This is a genomic window from Aeromonas sp. (assembly GCF_051657805.1).
Taxonomy (GTDB): Bacteria; Pseudomonadota; Gammaproteobacteria; order Enterobacterales; family Aeromonadaceae; genus Aeromonas.
Genome location: NZ_JBOFLJ010000019.1, coordinates 217,353 through 233,790, shown reverse-complemented (window position 1 = coordinate 233,790; position 16,438 = coordinate 217,353). Strand labels below are relative to the sequence as shown.

The window sequence follows — 16,438 nt, the reverse complement described above, 5'->3', positions numbered from 1 at the left end:
ATATGACCGATATGCAAGATACCCGCATTCCCGTGACCCTGCTGACCGGCTTTCTCGGCAGCGGCAAGACCACCCTGCTGAACCACTGGGTGAAGCAACCCGAGCTCGGCGAGTGCGCCGTGCTGATCAACGAGTTCGGCTCAGTGGGGCTGGATCACCACCTGGTGCAGCAGGTGGACGAGCAGGTGGTGCTGCTCGATTCCGGCTGCATCTGCTGCTCGGTGCAAGGCTCCCTGGTGGAGGCGCTGCAGGGGCTCTTCATGAAGGCGATCCAGCGGAAAATTAAGCCTTTCAAGCGGCTCATCATCGAGACCACGGGGCTGGCCGATCCGGCCCCCGTGCTCTTTACGCTGAGGGAGGAGGGCTTTATCGCCCAGCGGTACCGCTTCGATGGCACCGTCACTGTGGTGGATGCCGGCCATATCGAGCAGCAACTGGCGGCTCAGTACGAGGCGGTCAAACAGGTGGCGCTGGCGGACTTGCTGGTGGTGAGCAAGGGGGATCTGGTGGATGCCGATACTCTGGATAGGGTGGAGGCCCAGCTGGGGGCCCTCAACCCCGCGGCTCCCATAGAGCGGGTCAACAACGGCGTGCTCTCGCCCCTGGTGCTGGAGAAGCTCGGCGCCTACAACGAGGCGGCGGGGCGCGACGTGCGCCAACTGTTGGCCTGGCTGCGCACCGAGTCCCCGAAACAGGGGCTGGCCTCCCCCATGCAGCCCAAGATGAAGCCCTTCGCCGCCAAGGTGGGCACGGCCGCGCCCACCCATTTCGACCACGGCGACATAGAGAGCTTCTCTTTGCGCATCGGCGAGCCCCTCAAACCATCCCGCCTGCTGGCGGCCATCGATGCGGTGCAGGCGCAATATGGGGATGCCCTGCTGCGGCTCAAGGGGATCTTGCTGCTGGAGGGGGAGAGCCAGCCCGTGGTGATCCACGGCGTGCACGGCCAGCTCTATCCGCTGCAGACCCTGGGGGAGTGGCCGGAAGGGCGTGCCCAGTCCAGACTGGTCTTTATCGTCAGGAGCCGGGACAGGGGGGGGATAGAGCAGCTGTTCCTCGAGACCCTGAAGGCGCCAGAGCCCAGCCTGGAAGATCAGCTCAGAGCCATGTTGGGCCAACCCGACCAATGATTTTTTGATGTGACCCGCCCTAGTGCGGGTCTATTTTTAGGCAACGTATCTTCGGGCCCACAGATTTCAGACCGAGGATCCTCAGGCCAACAAGAGGTGGCTTCATGTCCGACAACCCGCACCTGGTGACCCCGGCCCAACGCAAGTGGCTGCCCCTGCTGACCGCGGTGGGCTTCTTCATGCAGACCCTGGATGGCACCATACTCAACACCGCCCTGCCCAGCATGGCGGCGGCACTGGGGGAGAGCCCGCTGCAGATGCAGTCCGTGGTCATCGCCTACATGCTGACGGTGGCCCTGCTGATCCCCGCCTCCGGCTGGTTGGCGGACAGATTCGGCACCCGCCGGGTCTATCTGGCGGCCATCCTGCTGTTTACCCTGGGCTCCCTGGCCTGCGCCGCCGCCAACACCCTGCCTATCCTGGTGGCGGCACGGGTGCTGCAAGGGGTGGGTGGGGCCCTGCTGATGCCCATAGGTCGGCTCGCCGTGCTGCGGGTCTACAGCAAGCACGAGTTGCTGCGGGTGATGTCCTTCGTGACCATACCGGGTCTGCTCGGGCCCCTCATCGGTCCGGCGCTGGGGGGTTGGCTGGTGGAGGTGGCGAGCTGGCACTGGGTGTTCCTCATCAACCTGCCGGTGGGCATCATAGGCTTCATCGCCAGCTGGAGCTTCATGCCTGAGCTGAAACAGCAGACCGCCAGGTTCGATTGGCAGGGTTTTGTGCTGTTCAGTATCGGTATGGTGCTGGTATCCGTCGGTTTGCAGGGGCTGGGGGAGCACAGCATATCGACAGGCTGGGCCCTGTTCGCCGTCCTGTTCGGTCTCGCCGCCATGGCGAGCTACTGGCTCTATGCCGCCAATGCCGAGCAACCCCTGTTCAGTCTGGCGCTGTTCAAGACCTCCACCTTCGCCATCGGCATCTGGGGCAACCTGTTCGCCCGCCTCGGCAGCGGCGCCATGCCCTTCCTCACCCCGTTGTTCCTGCAACTTGGGCTGGGGTTCTCCCCGAGCAAGGCGGGCATGACTATGATCCCGACCGTGGTCGGCGCCATCCTGACCAAGACCCTGGTCAACAAGCTGATCCCCCTGGTGGGCTATCGCCGCATCCTGATCGGCAACACCCTGGCGCTGGGGGTCATGATCGCCAGCTTCTATTTCATCGACAATCAGGTGCCCCACTCCGTGCTGCTGATCTGGCTGGCGGTGTTCGGCGCCATCAACTCGTTGCAGTTCTCCGCCATGAACACCCTCACCCTGCAGGACTTGAGCCCTGAGCATGCCAGCAGCGGCAACGGCCTGCTGTCCGTGGTGATGCAGCTCTCCATGAGCCTGGGGGTGGCCATCGCCGCCAGCCTGCTCGGCCTCTTCTCCGCCGGCAAGCCGGCGGGGGACAGCGAGTTCTGGCTTGGTGGCTTCCACCTCACCTATCTGTGCATCGGCCTGATGTCCATGCTGGCGGCGCTGATCTTCGCCCAGCTGGCCAGGCAGGAGAAAAAAGGGTGAGTTGACGCCCTTCTCCCCGGGATGTGGGGAGAGGGGCTGCGCGGCTGTTAAGCATCGCCAAACGCCGGGAGGCGGGGATCAGGCCTCCTGGGTGGAGAGGTAGCTGACCGGGCAGGGCAGCTGGGCCAGCACCTCGGCCAGGTGCTCGGTGGCCAGCAGGAAGGTCTGCTCCGGGTGGCCCGGGGTCCAGGTGAAGGCCTCGTGGGTCAGCAGGAGGGGGTCTACCAGCAGGGGGATGTCGGTGCGGGGCAGGAAGGGGCAGACCGCCCCCGGCAGGCAGCCGATCTCCGCCTGCATCTCCTCGGCCGTGCAGATGGAGGGCTTGGCGCCGAGGCTCGCCTTCACCGCCTTGTTGTCGAGCCGCCCGTCCCTGTGGGTCAGCAGCAGGGCGAAGCGGCCATCCTTGAACTTGAGAAACAACGTCTTGCTGCATTCGGCCTGCCAGCCGAGGCGGGCCTTGACCCTCTCATCGGTGGCGTAATCCAGGATGGGTTCGTGCTGGTAGCGCTGGTGGGGGAGGTCCGCCAGCAGCTGGCAGTTGAAGTCGTGAATGGTGTCGAGTGGCATGGTCGTCTCCTGTATGGGCTCATACTGCCAGCCGGTCGGGCCCGAGCCCAATCACCCTTTCTTATGACGGATAAGGGAGGGCAGACAAACAACGAGGGCACCCCGGGGTGCCCTCGTCGATCACTGCGGCTGCAACTCGCGCGCTTCCCACTGGAAGGGGATGGGGCAGAGCTGCTGGGAGGCCTTGTCGTAGCACTCCCACAGCTCGCCCAGGGGTCGGCCATCGACGGGATGGCGAAGCCCGGGGGCCAGCTCCGCCAGCGGCCAGAGCACGAAGGCGTTGGTGAGGATCTCGCCGCGGGGCAGGGAGACCGGCGCCTCGCACACCAGATCCCCGTAGAGCAGCAGATCCAGATCCAGGGTGCGGGGGGCGAACTTCTTGGCGTCCGGTTCGCGGCCGTGGGCAAACTCCATGGCCCGCAGCCGCTGGCACAGGACTGGCAGCGGCAGCGTCGTATCGGCGCCCACCACCAGGTTGTAGAAGGGGCGGCCATTGAAGCCCACCGCCGCGCTCTCGAACACCCTGGAGACCCGGAGTGCACCGAACTCGGCATGCAGGGCATCGAGTCCGGCCCGGATGTGGCGCTCCCGCTCTATGTTGGAACCCAGACTGATGTAGATGCGGGTCATGCGCTCATCCTCCCGGCAGAGGGCGCTCACTGCGCGCTCGCGGCCGGGGTGCGGTGACGCAGGATCTCGACACCGACCCCAGCGGCATTGGGCACGGCGGTCGGCTTGGTCAGGGTGACTCTGACCCAGTGCACGCGCTCGTCGGCCAGCACCAGGCCGGCGACCTGCTCGGCCATGGTCTCGACCAGTTCGACGACAGTGTTGGCGGCATGATCACAGATCTTGCGAGAGAGGGTGGCGTAGTCCAGCGCCAGATTGATATCGTCGGTTGCGGCGGCGGGTCTGTTATCGAAGCCCATCTCGAGGTCGAAGCTGAGCTTCTGGCGAATGCCCTTCTCCCACTCATATACCCCAATGGTGGTCAAAACCTCGAGTCCGCGAATAAACACCTTGTCCATGACAGTACTTCTTCTTTACTCTTGATGGGCTGTGAAAACAGCGCAGGGATGCTGGCCTGGCAAGCAGATTGCCGCTGACGGTCGGTTTGGGCGACGCGCCCAGGCCAGAGAATGTGGCCCGCATCATACCCCATTCATATCGTGGTAAAAACGACCAAGATGACGGCCCTGACGATTTTAATGATTATTCTGGCCTACCTGGGTGGTTCACTGTCCAGTGCCGTGCTGGTTTCCCGCTTCACCGGGCTGCCTGATCCGCGGGATCACGGCTCCCACAATCCGGGGGCGACGAATGTGCTGCGCCTCGGCGGCCGGCTGGCGGCGCTGATCGTCCTGCTGCTGGATGTGCTCAAGGGCATGGCCCCCGTCTATCTCGCCTGGTATCTGGAGATAAAGCCCGTCTACCTCGGCTTCATCGGAGTGGCGGCCTGCCTCGGCCACATGTATCCCCTCTTCTTCCATTTCCGTGGCGGCAAGGGCGTCGCCACGGCGCTCGGCACCATGCTGCCCATCGGCTTCGCCATGGGGGGCGCGGCCATCGCGACCTGGCTGCTGGTGCTGCTGGTGAGCGGCTATTCCTCCCTGGCCTCCATCGTCACCGTGCTGCTGACCCCGCTCTTCACCTATCTGCTCAAACCGGAGTACACCCTGCCGGTCTCCCTGCTCTCCTGCCTCATTCTCATCCGTCATCATGAGAACATCACCCGCCTGCTGAGAGGGGAGGAGTCTCGTCTCTGGGGGCGCCGCGGGGTGTCTTCTGCCACGGAAGTGACAGAAATGGATGATGCTGCGCAAAAAAGAGACGAACGAGACAAAAAGTGAAATTTCCCGTTGACCACCTGCCGTAAAATCCGTTTAATAGCGCCCACGCCCAGATAGCTCAGTCGGTAGAGCAGGGGATTGAAAATCCCCGTGTCGGCGGTTCGATTCCGTCTCTGGGCACCAATTTTGGTGCCATGAAATAAAAAATTTGTTCATGCACAATGGTTTAAAGTGTGCCGGCTTAGCTCAGTAGGTAGAGCAACTGACTTGTAATCAGTAGGTCACCAGTTCGATTCCGGTAGCCGGCACCATTTGCCCAGATAGCTCAGTCGGTAGAGCAGGGGATTGAAAATCCCCGTGTCGGCGGTTCGATTCCGTCTCTGGGCACCACTTACAATTCCTCCTTAGTTCAGTCGGTAGAACGGCGGACTGTTAATCCGTATGTCACTGGTTCAAGTCCAGTAGGAGGAGCCAATTCAAGAGACCCTTGTCGCAAGACAAGGGTCTTTTTTTATGTTTTTCGTTCTCCGTCGTCGTGCCGATGAAAAGCAGGCTAGCCTGATAGGCGCACCCACTGATGGCGAGGAGAAGACGATGGGAAGCTATGAACTGAAGCTGGCCAAAAACGACCAGTTCTATTTTGTGCTCAAGGCAGGCAATGATCAGGTGATCCTCAATAGCGAGATGTACACCAGCAAGGCGGCGGCCCAGAACGGCATCGCCTCGGTCCAGACCAACTCCCCGGAGGCGGGGCACTATGATCTGAAAGAGGCGGCCAATGGTCAGTATCACTTCACGCTGAAAGCCAGGAATCATCAGGTCATCGGCTCCAGTCAGATGTATGCCAGCAAGGCATCGGCACAAAATGGCATTCAGTCGGTACAGACCAATGGCCCGACCCAGACCATCAAGGATCTGACCCTCTGATCCGCTGTTTGCCGATATGGATCAAGAGCGCCGCGGCGCTCTTTTTCGTTTGGATCGGCCCATGGCGCCCACGCCCGATCCAGCCCGTTTATCCCGGGTTGCCCGGTACAACTGGGCTCATGCCTCAGGCTGAAGAGAAAGATGCATAAAAAAACAGACAGTCGATCTATTGCAAAGCATTCAGGTACTTAAGCTCCTGTACAAGGTTCAACCGGTACAATGGTGCTCATTCAGAACAAGGGCGACAAGCCTGCAACTAGCATCGACGAGGCTGTAATGAACGTAAGACTGAAACCTGTATGGATTGCACTGGCATTGGCGACTACGGCTGCACACGCAAGCGACGACATCTACTTCGGTGCCGGTGTGGGGGCGACCCACTTCAATGGCCTGAACAAGATCAACGGCGTCAACACGGGTGAAGAAGATGCGGCGGCAGCCAACATCTTTGCAGGGTACAACTTCAACGAATACTTTGGTTCCGAGCTGGGCTACCAGTACACAGGTCGTGGCAACACGGATGGTAACCGTTACGAAAGCCAGGGTGCCACCCTGTCCGGCATCGCCCGTCTGCCCCTCGGCGAGAACTTCTCCCTGTTCGGTGAAGCGGGCGCTTACTGGGGCCATACCGACGGTCTGGGCACCAGCGACAGCAAGGTCTCCCCGTTGGCCGGTGCCGGTCTGACCTACAAGGTCAACGATGCGCTGGATCTGCAGGCGCGTTATCGCTACATGTGGGATGTGGCGGATCTGACCACCCATTCCGGCGAGCAGTACAAGGCCAACCAGAGCGTGACCACCCTGGAAGCCGTCTACCATCCGTTCCGTACCTCCTATGTCGCACCGGTGGCGGCCCCCGTGGTGGAAGAGGCGCCGGCCCCCGTGGTCGTCGAGAAGAACTTCACCCTGAGCTCTGACGTCCTGTTTGCCTTTGGCAAGGCGGACCTGAAGCCGGAAGGAGTGGATGCCCTGAACGGTCTGTACCAGCAGATCACCGAATCCCAGCCCAAGGATGGCAGTGCGATCGTCGTGGGTTACTCGGATCGAATCGGCTCCGAGTCGTATAACCAGAAGCTGTCCGAAGAGCGTGCCCGCAGCGTGGCCGACTTCCTGGTGAGCAAGGGGCTGCCAGCCAGCAAGATCTCCGTCGAAGGGCGCGGCGAAGCCGATCCCGTGACTGGCAACCAGTGTGACGGCGTCAAGGGCAAGAACGAGCAGATCGCCTGTCTCTCCCCGGATCGCCGCGTGGAAGTGCGCGTCTCTGGTGTGCAGGAAGTCCAGCAGTAAGCTGGCCCTGTCCGGATGATATGAAGAGGGGATGCCACGGCATCCCCTCTTGCTTGTCTGCGATGCAGCGGGCGGCTGGCGCCGTATGGATGACGGCTCTGGCAGCCACTCTCCGTGCTCACCCCTTGTCCAGGCGGGCAGCAAGCTGTCGCAGCCTGCCCTTTCTTTATTCCCTATCAGTGACTTACCTCTCTATCCTCGCCTAGTATGGTGGCGTAACGGACGTTGACCACGCCGATCCCCTGCCGGCCACACAGGCCAAGGCTTTCAGTACCTGACCTTCTCTCTCGGACTATGCCTGGCAGGACCTATTTGCTATCGAGGTAATGTATGAATGCAACCGAGCTTTGGCAGCTCTCCCCAGAACAGTTCAACGAATGGCGCCGGGAGAACGACTATCCCCTGATCTGGGAACTGCTGACGGCCTCGCTGCCCTATTTCGGCGACTGGATGACGGAGCAGAAGGTCGACAAGGCGGTCATCTTCCAGATCGGCATTGCCCGCTTTATCAGCTCCCGCTGCGTACTCAGCCTCTGCGTCTACATGAGTGACGACAAGATCCGCCTGTACGAGACCGACTCAGGCGCACTGGAGTCCCTGCGCAAGAGCGGGCTCATCCGCTCCGAGTCCCGTTTCGAGCCCTATCTCATGTGGCTGGCCGGCAAGCATGGCAAGGATCAGGCGAAGAGGGTGCAGAGCCTGTTGTCGGTCTCCGAGAACAACAAGGGGGAGGCGCAGGTGCTCGGCAAACATCGCCTGCTCAATATCGGTGGTGTCGCCCTGCAGAGCCCCATCATCTCAGGGCGCCTGCTCGACTTCACCTGCCTCGACGAGCTCTCCCTGGATGGCGCCGTCAACAACTCCAAGGTCTATCTGTGGCACTGCTCGGCCAAGGGGGTCAGGGTCAACGGCGGCGTCATCGGGCTGGATCTGTTCGATTCCCTGTTGTGGGACCACAGGGCCTGGGCCAAGAAACGGGAACTGGCGCTGGAGGACGGGGTGTTTCAGGACTTCACCATAGAGTGCGAGGAGATCCGCTTCCACTCGTCCCGGGCCGTGTTGAAGAACTTCAACGTCAGCGCCAAGAACTTCGATGCCACCATGGAGCACACCAACCTGGACAAGGTGCAGGTCAGCTACAACGAGAATGGCCGGATCGACCACAGCGAGGCGAGCAAGCTGTACCGCAATGCGAAGCGGCTCTTCTCCAGCGTGGGGGACACGGTCGATGCCGGGGAGTGTTACTACCAGGAGAAGCTGCACGAGATGAAGTCCCTGGCGAGCCCCAGAGAGCTGTATAAAGACAGCTGGCTGCGCAGCGGTCCTCTGAAGAAGGGGATCCTCTCCCTGCTCTGTTACCTGAAATGTGCCTCCAAGTTCATCAGCTTCATCACCTGGGGCTTTGGCGAGCGACCCATCCGCAGTCTGCTGATGTCCATGGTGGTGATCCTGCTGGCGACCCTGACCTACTTCCTGGCGCCGGAATCCGTCACCCACGGCCACCTCGGCCGTTCACTCTACTTCAGCATCGTCACCTTCGTGACCCTGGGTTACGGGGACATCTCCCAGACCTCGTCACCGCTCCAGCTGTTGTCGGCCATAGAGGCGTTCAGCGGCATGTTCCTGACCGGTCTCTTCCTCGCGGGTTTCGCCTCCAAGACCAAACAGTATTGACGGCCTGGCGGGGCATCCCGGTCAGGTCGCCGGTACGATGCCCTGCATCTTCAGCCAGAATGCTTCCTGGCAGGGGTTGTGAAACAGCTTGTGGGAGGGGCTGATGGGGTGGGGGCTGGCGATGACCCTGTAGCTTATCCAGCACTCGGCGCAGAGCTGCTGGGACGGGACATCGTCTTGCTCCCGCTGATGGCAGATGACGACCCCGTCGGCAAACCAGTAGTGGGTCTGCCGATGGTGGATCAGGGTACCATCCTGGTCCTGCTCGAGATGGGACTCGCTCTGCTGGCGGATGATGGTCGCCGGCCCGGATTGCCGATGGATGGCCTTGAGATAGGTGCTGAGCTGATGCATCGCCGTCCTTGTGTGAATGGGGTAGGCGTCGAGGCTGGGAGTCTAGCGCGCGGCGTCGATGGCGACAACGGGTATGACGGCTATCGGGGGAGGGCCGATTCCCGTACCCGGATCCCGGCAGCCAGGCGCTTGCGGAACCTCGTCAACCACGCCTTTCTGACTGGCGAAGAGGCTACTCGTCAGTGCGAAGCCTGGCCATGGCGCCGGGCTTCGCTGTTTCCGGGTTCCCGCCCGCGGCTTGACGCCTTGGGCCATGAGCGACTTTATTTAAAGCGCGTGGCCGGGCCCTCGGCCTTGGCCGAACAAGGGATGCAAGGAACAACAAGAGAGAGGAACGATAGAGGTACCGATCGGTCAACCATCACAGCAGATAAGGAATAACGCTATGATATTGAATCATTTATGGGGACTGTATGCCCATCCTCACACCGAATGGCATACCATAGACGAGCGACACGACAGCTTCAGGAACAGCCTGACCCACATCCTGATCGTGGCCCTTATCCCGTCAGTCTGCGCCTACTACTCCGCCGTGCACATCGGCTGGAGCATAGGGGTCGGTGATCCCATCAGATTGACCGCGGACAGCGCCTTCGTGCTGTCGGTGGCCATGTATCTGGCCCTCATCGTCGGCGTGTTCGCGCTCTCATACCTGGTGCATTGGATGGGTCATACCTTCGGGGCCGACCCCAGCTACACCACCTCCCTCGAACTCGCGGCCTATACCTCGACGCCCCTGTTCATGGTCGGCTTCTCCGCCTTCTTCCCACACCTCTGGTTCGTGATGATCATCGGTCTCATCGGGCTCAGCTACTCCGTCTATCTGCTCTACATTGGAGTGCCCATACTGATGCACATCACCAAGGAGCAAGGCTTCATCTACGCGAGCTCCGTGGTCACCGTGGGTCTGGTGCTGCTGGTCTGCGTGCTGGCGAGCACCGCCATCCTCTGGGGCTCCGGCTTCGGGCCCGTGTTTATGCATTAGCCAGGGAATACATGGGAATAAAAGGCGCCATCAGGCGCCTTTTTCATTGTGTACAGGGCGAGCAGGTTCCGACTAGGCGCCCGCCAACTCCTCAGCCGTCATGGGGCGCAACACCTTGCAGGGATTGCCTACCGCGACCACCCCGGCCGGTATGTCTTTGGTGACCACGGATCCCGCACCGATCACGCTGTTGTCCCCTATGGTGACGCCGGGGCAGATGACGGTGCTGCCGCCTATCCAGACGTTGTTGCCGATGCGCACCGGCTTGCCGAACTCGACCCCGGCCACCCGAGGAACGACGGCCACCGGGTGGGCGGCCGTGTAGATCTGCACCCCGGGCGCCAGGAGCACGTTGTCGCCGATATGCACCTCGCACACATCCAGGATGGTGCAGTTGACGTTGGCGTAGAAGTTCTCGCCCACATGGATGTTGGCGCCATAGTCGCAGAAGAAGGGCGGGTTGATGGCGCACGCCTCGCCCAGGCTGCCAAGCAGTTCACTCAGCAGGGCATCCCGTTCCGGCTTCTCCTGCCACTGGGTGTTGAAGTTGTGATAGAGGGCGCGGCAGCGCTCCCGCGCCGTCTTGAGTTCGGGGTCGGCGGCATCATAGGGCTCGCCGGCCACCATCTTTTGCCACTCCGGGCCCCTTCCGCTCAGCGTTTTATGTGGGTCAACCATCATTTCTGTATTCATCTGTGTCATCGACTATTCCATCAACCAGATAACTGACTCGTAGGGGCGCAGGGTACAGGATTGCGGCTGCTCCGGGCTGTCCGGGTAGTTGCCAAGGAGCAGTCGTCCATTGCCGGTCGGCAGGCCGCTGGGGAGGGCAAACTCGGCCGGCTCCCCATAGAAGTTGCTCACCACCAGCAGCGCCTTGCCTTGCCAATGGCGGGCGTAGGCCCAGAGGCGCGGGTGGTCCGGCAGCAGTTCCTGATAATCCCCCTGGGTGAAGATGGGGTGCGCCTTGCGAAGGGCGATCAGATCCCGATAGTGCCAGAACACGGAGTCGGTGTCCGCCAGCGCGGCTTCTGCGTTGATCCTGGGGTAGTTGGCGGCGGGTTTGAGCCAGGGAGTGCCTTGGGTGAAACCTGCGTTGGGGGAATCGTTCCACTGCATGGGAGTGCGGGAGTTGTCCCGGGACTTGGCTCCCAGGATGGCGAGGATCTCGGCCTCGCTCATGCCTTCCGCCTGCTTGATGGCGAAGATGTTGCGGCTCTCCACGTCCTGATAGTCATGGATGCTGCCATAACCCGGATTGGTCATGCCGATCTCTTCCCCCTGATAGATGTAGGGGGTGCCCTGCAGGCCGTGCAATGTGCTGGCCAGCATCTTGGCGGCCACCACGCGATGCTCTCCCTCGTCGCCGAAGCGGGAGACGATGCGCGGCTGATCGTGGTTGCACCAGAACAGGGCCGACCAGGCCTTACCGTGCATGCCGCTCTGCCAGTGGTTGAAGATGCGCTTGAGCTCGAGGAAATCGAACGGCGCCTTGGTCCACTTGTCCCCATTCGGGTAGTCGACTTTCAGGTGATGAAAGTTGAACACCATGGAGAGCTCGGAGCCATCGAGGGCGCCGTAGCGCTGGCAGTGCTCCAGGGAAGTGGAGGACATCTCGCCGACCGTCATGGCGCCCACCGGGGCAAATACCTCGCGGCTTACATCCTGCAGGAACTCGTGGATGCGGGGCCCGTCCGTGTAGAAGCGGCGGCCATCGCCGCTGTCATCGTTCGGGAAGCGCTGATCCTTGGAGATGAGGTTGATGACGTCGAGACGGAAGCCATCTATGCCCTTGTCGGCCCAGAAGTGGATGATCTTCTTCACTTCTGCCCGCACCGCCGGGTTTTCCCAGTTCAGGTCCGCCTGCTCGCGCGCAAACAGGTGCAGGTAGTACTGGCCGGTGGCGCTATCCAGCTCCCAGGCGCTGCCACCAAATTTGGAGATCCAGTTGTTCGGCACGCCGCCGTCCACCGGATCCTTCCAGATGTAGTAGTCGCGGTAGGGACTGTTCTTGTCCCCCAGAGCGGATTGGAACCAGGCGTGCTCGGTGGAGGTGTGGTTGACGACGATATCCATCACGATGCGGATGCTTCGCTCATGGGCCGCCGCCAGCAGGGCCTCGAAGTCCGCCATGGTGCCGTAGGCGGGGTCGATATTGAGGTAATCGGCGATGTCGTAGCCGTTGTCCACCTGGGGGGAGACGTAGACGGGGGTCAGCCAGAGGGCGTCGACGCCGAGGGTCTTGAGGTAATCGAGGCGGGCCATGATCCCCTTGAGGTCACCGGTGCCACGGGCACCGCTGTCCTGAAAGCTCTTGGGGTAGATCTGGTAAATCGTGGCGCTCTGCCACCAGGGTGTCTGGCTCATGGTCATGTTCTCGTGTTGCTTGTCATGACAAGGCGCAGCACAGGGCTGCGCCTTGTGTTTTTCCTTCAAGGGGTCAGGCGGCGGTTAGTTCCAGTTTGCCGGCGGCTTGCTGGCGCTTGTAGACCAGCAGGGTCAGCACGGCGGGGACGACGATGGCCACCAGCATGGCGATGGCGTAGATGCCCCAGTATTGCGGCTGGATGGAGAGGATGCCGGGCAGGCCACCGACCCCGATGCCGTTTGCCATCACACCGGCGAAGCCGCAGATGAGGGCCGCACAGCTCGAGCCCACCATGGCGCACAGCATGGGGAATTTGTACTTCAGGTTGATGCCGTACATGGCCGGCTCTGTCACCCCGAGGTAGGCGGAGATGGCTGCGGGCACCGAGATTTCCCGCTCGTTCTCCTTGCGGCTGATGAGGATGATCCCCACCACGGCGGAGGCCTGGGCGATGTTGGACAGCGCGATCAGCGGCCAGATCGGGGTGCCACCCATGCTCTGCATCAGTTGCAGATCCACCGCGTTGGTGGTGTGGTGGATGCCGGTGATGACCAGGGGGGCATAGAGGAAGCCGAACAGGGCGGCGCCTATGGGGGCGAAGGATCCTGTCATGGCAGCCTTGGCGGCGAAGCCGACGCCCTCACCGATCCAGCGGCCGAAGGGGCCGATGAGGGCGTGGGCGACGATTACCGCCAAGAGCAGGGAGATGAAGGGCACTATCACCAGGTAGAGATAGGCCGGGATGATGCGCTTGAGGTTGGTCTCGATCCAGGCGAGGAAGACACCCGCCAGCAGGGCAGGGATGACCTGGGCCTGGTAGCCGACCTTCTGGATGACGAAGAGGCCGAAGTCCCACACCTCCGGGGTCTGCTGGCCGATGCCGTAGGCGTTCATCAACTGCGGGGAGACCAGGGTGACCCCCAGCACTATCCCCAGGATCTCGGAGCCGCCCATCTTCTTGACCGCGGACCAGCAGACGCCGACCGGCAGGAAGTGGAAGATGGCTTCACCCAGCAGCCAGAGGAAGGCGTGGACCTGGGCCCAGAACTGGCTGATCTCGGTGAGGGTGTGGGTGCCGTCGTCGAACATCTTGATGTCGCCGATGACGTTGCGAAAGCCCAGGATCAGACCGCCTGTGATGATGGCGGGCAGCAGGGGCACGAAGATCTCCGCCAGATGGGAGATGCCGCGCTCCAGCGGGTTCATGTTCTGGCGCGCCGCCTGCTTGGCGCTCTCCTTGCTGGCACCGCTCACGCCTATCTCCTGGGTGAGCGCCTTGTACCAGTCCTCCACCTCGTTGCCGATGACCACCTGGAACTGGCCACCCTGAGTGAAGCTGCCCTTCACCGCCGGTATGGTCTCGATGGCCTTGGAATCGGCCTTGGCCGGGTCATTGAGCACGAAGCGCAGCCGGGTCAGGCAGTGGCTGACGGTGGCTATGTTCTCCTTGCCGCCGATCTTGTCGATGAGCTGGGCCAGATGTTGTGCGTTGATCTTGGACATGAGTCTTCCCTCTGTGACTCCAGTGAGTTTGGTATGCATCACCCTGTAGGGCCAACCTGCCGGCCCGAGCGTTCTTGGTATAGTTCCTATTTAGCATGCTACCAATTTCTCCCGGCAGAAATGGGAACGTTCCCATTTCGTGGGCGATCTCACAAAACGGGTGATTTTCACTCAACGACGAGTGATGGGGGTCACGGCAGCCGGCTGGGGGCTATGGTGGCCTGGGGGGGCAGGTTCTGCTCTATCTGACCGAGCAGCTGGCGGGTGGCCTGCTCGCCGGCCCCCTTGTAACCGAGGTCCAGGCTGAGGGCGTTGGGGAACAGAAAACCGAGCAGGGGGTTGTTGCCAAGGCCGGTGACCAGCACCTCGCCGCGGCCCTGCTCCTGCAGGTACTTGGCCGCCCCCATGGCGAGGGTGTCGCTGGCGCAGACCAGGGCCTGGGTGCTTGGGGTGAGCAGCTCGGCCGCCAGCCGATAGCCACTCTGCAGGCTGAGATCCCCGAGCGCGCTGCGGGCTGTCAGCCCCCGCTCTGCGCAGTGGGCGAGGTAGGCGTCGAGGCGGCGCTGGCCCGTGGTGAGATCCGAGACGTCCACCCCGAGGTAGGCGATGTCCCGGGCTCCCCGTTGCTCCAGCTGGGCCAGCATGGTGTGCACGGCGCCGGCATCGTCGAAACAGACTGAGGAAAATCCTGGAAATTCCCGCGCCACCAGCACCAGCTTCTCCCGATATGGGATCATGGCGTCGTAATCGAGGTCGTTGAAGGCGAACAAGATGATGCCGTCCACCCCGCGCCGCGCCAGCACCGCCAGATGCTCGCTCACCTTGTCAGGGGAGAACTTGCTCTCCATCAGCACGGCGTCATAGCCGCGGGCATAGAGGGTCTCCAGCATGCCGCGCACCGCCTGGTTCTCCGAGCTCGAATCGAGTCGCGAGACTATGATGCCCACCACCTGCTGGCTCTGGCTGCGCATGGCGCGGGCCGACTTGCTCGGCACGAAGCCGTGCTGGGCGATAACCTGCTCCACCTTCTCCCGGGTCTGGGGTTTGACCTTGGGATCCTGGTTGAGCACCCGGGAGACGGTCGACTTGCCGACACCCGATAGGCGGGCGATGTCGAGGATGGTCAGTTTCTTTTCCATAACGGGTGCTCGGGCGGTGAATTGCCCACATTGTTGTGATTAACCCCTGTGAATACAAGCCCATGGCGTTAGAATGACCGCTCCCCCCTCTCCATTTCGGCGACGGCCTGCCGCTCGCTACGCACAGGACGCGCATCATGGATCTGTTGGCAAGTCTGCACTTCTCCCTCTCCATCACAGGCCCCATCTGCATGGTGCTGGTGCTCGGCATCTGGCTCAAGCGCCTGGGTCTCTTGCCAGACAGCTTCGTCGAATCCGCCTCCCGCCTGGTGTTTCAGGTCACACTGCCGGCCCTGCTGTTCCTCAGCATGGTACGCACGGACTTCTCCACCATGCCGAGCCCCTGGCTCATCCTCTACGGCCTGTTGGGCACACTTGCGGGGTTTCTGGTGCTCGAGCTGCTGGCGACCCGCTTCATCGGCGAACAGAAGTTGCGGGGCATCTTCGTGCAGGGCAGCTTTCGCGGCAACATGGGGATCATGGGGCTGGCCTATGTGCAAAACGCCTACGGTCCGGAGGGGATAGGCGCCGCCGCCCTGCTGGTGGGGGCGGTGACCGTGCTCTACAACATCCTGGCGGTCATCACCCTCACCCGTAGCCTGGGGGGAGGGCGGGGGATCAAGCCCATCCTGAAGGGGATAGTCAAAAACCCCCTCATCATCGCCATCCTCTCGGCGCTGCCCTTCGGCCTGCTCGGCATAGAGCTGCCCCAGCTGGTCATCAACACCGGCAACTACTTTGCCAACATGACGTTGCCGCTGGCCCTGCTCTGCACCGGCGCCAGCCTGAACCTCAAGGCTTTGCGCGGCGGCGCCGGCCTGACCGGCTGGGCCACCGCCAACCGGCTGTTCTTCATTCCCGTGCTGCTGGTCATGGGGGCCTGGGCACTCGGCTTCAGCATCCAGGCCCTCGGCATCCTGTTCCTCATCAGCTCCACCCCGACGGCGGCCGCCAGCTATGTGATGACCCGTGCCATGGGGGGTGACAGCGTGCTCGCTGCCAACATCATCGCCACCACCACCCTTGGATCGCTGGTGAGCACCAGCCTGGGGGCGGCGCTGATGAACTACCTGGGGCTGATGGGCTGATGGGGAGCTTGTATGTGCTCACGGACTGTATCGCCCCATGCTGTCCGGCGCAGGGTCCCAGACTGAAACGGTGCTGATAAACCAGGGCCGATGAGTTGCTGATACGAGACCTGCTGATTGTGGA

At 62.1% G+C, this 16,438-nt stretch carries 16 protein-coding genes and 4 tRNA genes; 12 read left to right on the top strand and 8 right to left on the bottom strand.

The features are described 5' to 3' along the window. The first annotated feature begins 2 nt into the window (after nt 1–2). Both ACRCYW_RS06775 and mdtD read left to right on the top strand, forming a co-directional pair. Complete coding sequence (locus ACRCYW_RS06775) at nt 3–1,130, top strand: CobW family GTP-binding protein (protein ID WP_438549359.1); 1,128 nt, start codon at nt 3–5, stop codon at nt 1,128–1,130. Nucleotides 1,131–1,234: 104 nt separating this feature from the next. Beyond that, nucleotides 1,235–2,632 carry a multidrug transporter subunit MdtD gene (gene mdtD, locus ACRCYW_RS06770; RefSeq protein ID WP_438549358.1) on the top strand — a complete coding sequence of 466 codons (1,398 nt, stop codon included), beginning with the start codon at nt 1,235–1,237 and terminating at the stop codon, nt 2,630–2,632. 78 nt (nt 2,633–2,710) lie between these two features. Here mdtD and ACRCYW_RS06765 read toward each other — a convergent pair whose 3' ends face one another. From ACRCYW_RS06765 to folB, 3 genes are all read right to left on the bottom strand, one after another. Next, complete coding sequence (locus ACRCYW_RS06765; RefSeq protein ID WP_438549357.1) at nt 2,711–3,199, bottom strand: YbaK/EbsC family protein; 489 nt, start codon at nt 3,197–3,199, stop codon at nt 2,711–2,713. A 120-nt stretch (nt 3,200–3,319) separates the two neighbouring features. After that, nucleotides 3,320–3,829, bottom strand: coding sequence for a 2-amino-4-hydroxy-6-hydroxymethyldihydropteridine diphosphokinase (gene folK, locus ACRCYW_RS06760; RefSeq protein ID WP_438549456.1), 510 nt, complete (start codon nt 3,827–3,829; stop codon nt 3,320–3,322). Between the two features lie 26 nt (nt 3,830–3,855). After that, a complete protein-coding gene (folB, locus tag ACRCYW_RS06755; RefSeq protein ID WP_438549356.1) occupies nt 3,856–4,227 on the bottom strand; it encodes a dihydroneopterin aldolase in 372 nt (123 codons plus the stop codon). Between the two features lie 159 nt (nt 4,228–4,386). Here folB and plsY point away from each other — a divergent pair, with 159 nt between their 5' ends. The 8 genes from plsY (at nt 4,387) to ACRCYW_RS06715 (ending at nt 8,877) form a co-directional block, all read left to right on the top strand. Further along, nucleotides 4,387–5,049 carry a glycerol-3-phosphate 1-O-acyltransferase PlsY gene (gene plsY / locus ACRCYW_RS06750; RefSeq protein WP_438549355.1) on the top strand — a complete coding sequence of 221 codons (663 nt, stop codon included), beginning with the start codon at nt 4,387–4,389 and terminating at the stop codon, nt 5,047–5,049. Between the two features lie 47 nt (nt 5,050–5,096). Continuing rightward, a tRNA-Phe gene (locus tag ACRCYW_RS06745) sits at nt 5,097–5,172 on the top strand. Between the two features lie 52 nt (nt 5,173–5,224). After that, nucleotides 5,225–5,300: transfer RNA gene (locus tag ACRCYW_RS06740), tRNA-Thr, on the top strand. Nucleotides 5,301–5,303: 3 nt separating this feature from the next. Further along, nucleotides 5,304–5,379 (top strand) — tRNA-Phe (locus ACRCYW_RS06735). 8 nt (nt 5,380–5,387) lie between these two features. Next, nucleotides 5,388–5,463, top strand: a tRNA-Asn gene (locus ACRCYW_RS06730). A 120-nt stretch (nt 5,464–5,583) separates the two neighbouring features. Continuing rightward, nucleotides 5,584–5,916: a YegP family protein gene (locus tag ACRCYW_RS06725; protein ID WP_438549354.1), complete on the top strand. Its 333-nt coding sequence runs from the start codon at nt 5,584–5,586 to the stop codon at nt 5,914–5,916. 276 nt (nt 5,917–6,192) lie between these two features. Continuing rightward, on the top strand, nt 6,193–7,203 hold the full coding sequence (locus tag ACRCYW_RS06720) for an OmpA family protein (protein WP_438549353.1): 1,011 nt from the start codon (nt 6,193–6,195) through the stop codon (nt 7,201–7,203). Between the two features lie 330 nt (nt 7,204–7,533). Then, nucleotides 7,534–8,877 carry a potassium channel family protein gene (locus tag ACRCYW_RS06715; RefSeq protein WP_438549352.1) on the top strand — a complete coding sequence of 448 codons (1,344 nt, stop codon included), beginning with the start codon at nt 7,534–7,536 and terminating at the stop codon, nt 8,875–8,877. Between the two features lie 21 nt (nt 8,878–8,898). Here ACRCYW_RS06715 and ACRCYW_RS06710 read toward each other — a convergent pair whose 3' ends face one another. After that, a complete protein-coding gene (locus ACRCYW_RS06710; protein ID WP_438549351.1) occupies nt 8,899–9,231 on the bottom strand; it encodes a hypothetical protein in 333 nt (110 codons plus the stop codon). Between the two features lie 385 nt (nt 9,232–9,616). On the opposite strand from ACRCYW_RS06710, the gene ACRCYW_RS06705 reads away from it, so the two are divergent. After that, complete coding sequence (locus tag ACRCYW_RS06705; protein ID WP_438549350.1) at nt 9,617–10,216, top strand: Yip1 family protein; 600 nt, start codon at nt 9,617–9,619, stop codon at nt 10,214–10,216. 72 nt (nt 10,217–10,288) lie between these two features. Here the strand turns inward: ACRCYW_RS06705 and ACRCYW_RS06700 are convergent, their stop codons facing one another. The 4 genes from ACRCYW_RS06700 to treR all read right to left on the bottom strand — a co-directional run bounded on the left by ACRCYW_RS06700 (nt 10,289) and on the right by treR (nt 15,226). Next, nucleotides 10,289–10,894, bottom strand: coding sequence for a sugar O-acetyltransferase (locus ACRCYW_RS06700; RefSeq protein WP_438549455.1), 606 nt, complete (start codon nt 10,892–10,894; stop codon nt 10,289–10,291). A 27-nt stretch (nt 10,895–10,921) separates the two neighbouring features. Further along, on the bottom strand, nt 10,922–12,583 hold the full coding sequence (gene treC, locus ACRCYW_RS06695) for an alpha,alpha-phosphotrehalase (protein WP_438549349.1): 1,662 nt from the start codon (nt 12,581–12,583) through the stop codon (nt 10,922–10,924). A gap of 73 nt (nt 12,584–12,656) precedes the next feature. After that, nucleotides 12,657–14,087, bottom strand: a complete 1,431-nt coding sequence (gene treB, locus ACRCYW_RS06690; protein ID WP_438549348.1) for a PTS trehalose transporter subunit IIBC — start codon at nt 14,085–14,087, stop codon at nt 12,657–12,659. Between the two features lie 191 nt (nt 14,088–14,278). Then, nucleotides 14,279–15,226: a trehalose operon repressor TreR gene (gene treR, locus ACRCYW_RS06685; protein ID WP_438549347.1), complete on the bottom strand. Its 948-nt coding sequence runs from the start codon at nt 15,224–15,226 to the stop codon at nt 14,279–14,281. A gap of 137 nt (nt 15,227–15,363) precedes the next feature. Between treR and ACRCYW_RS06680 the strand changes: the two genes are divergently transcribed. Further along, on the top strand, nt 15,364–16,314 hold the full coding sequence (locus ACRCYW_RS06680) for an AEC family transporter (RefSeq protein WP_438549346.1): 951 nt from the start codon (nt 15,364–15,366) through the stop codon (nt 16,312–16,314). Nucleotides 16,315–16,438: the final 124 nt, after the last annotated feature.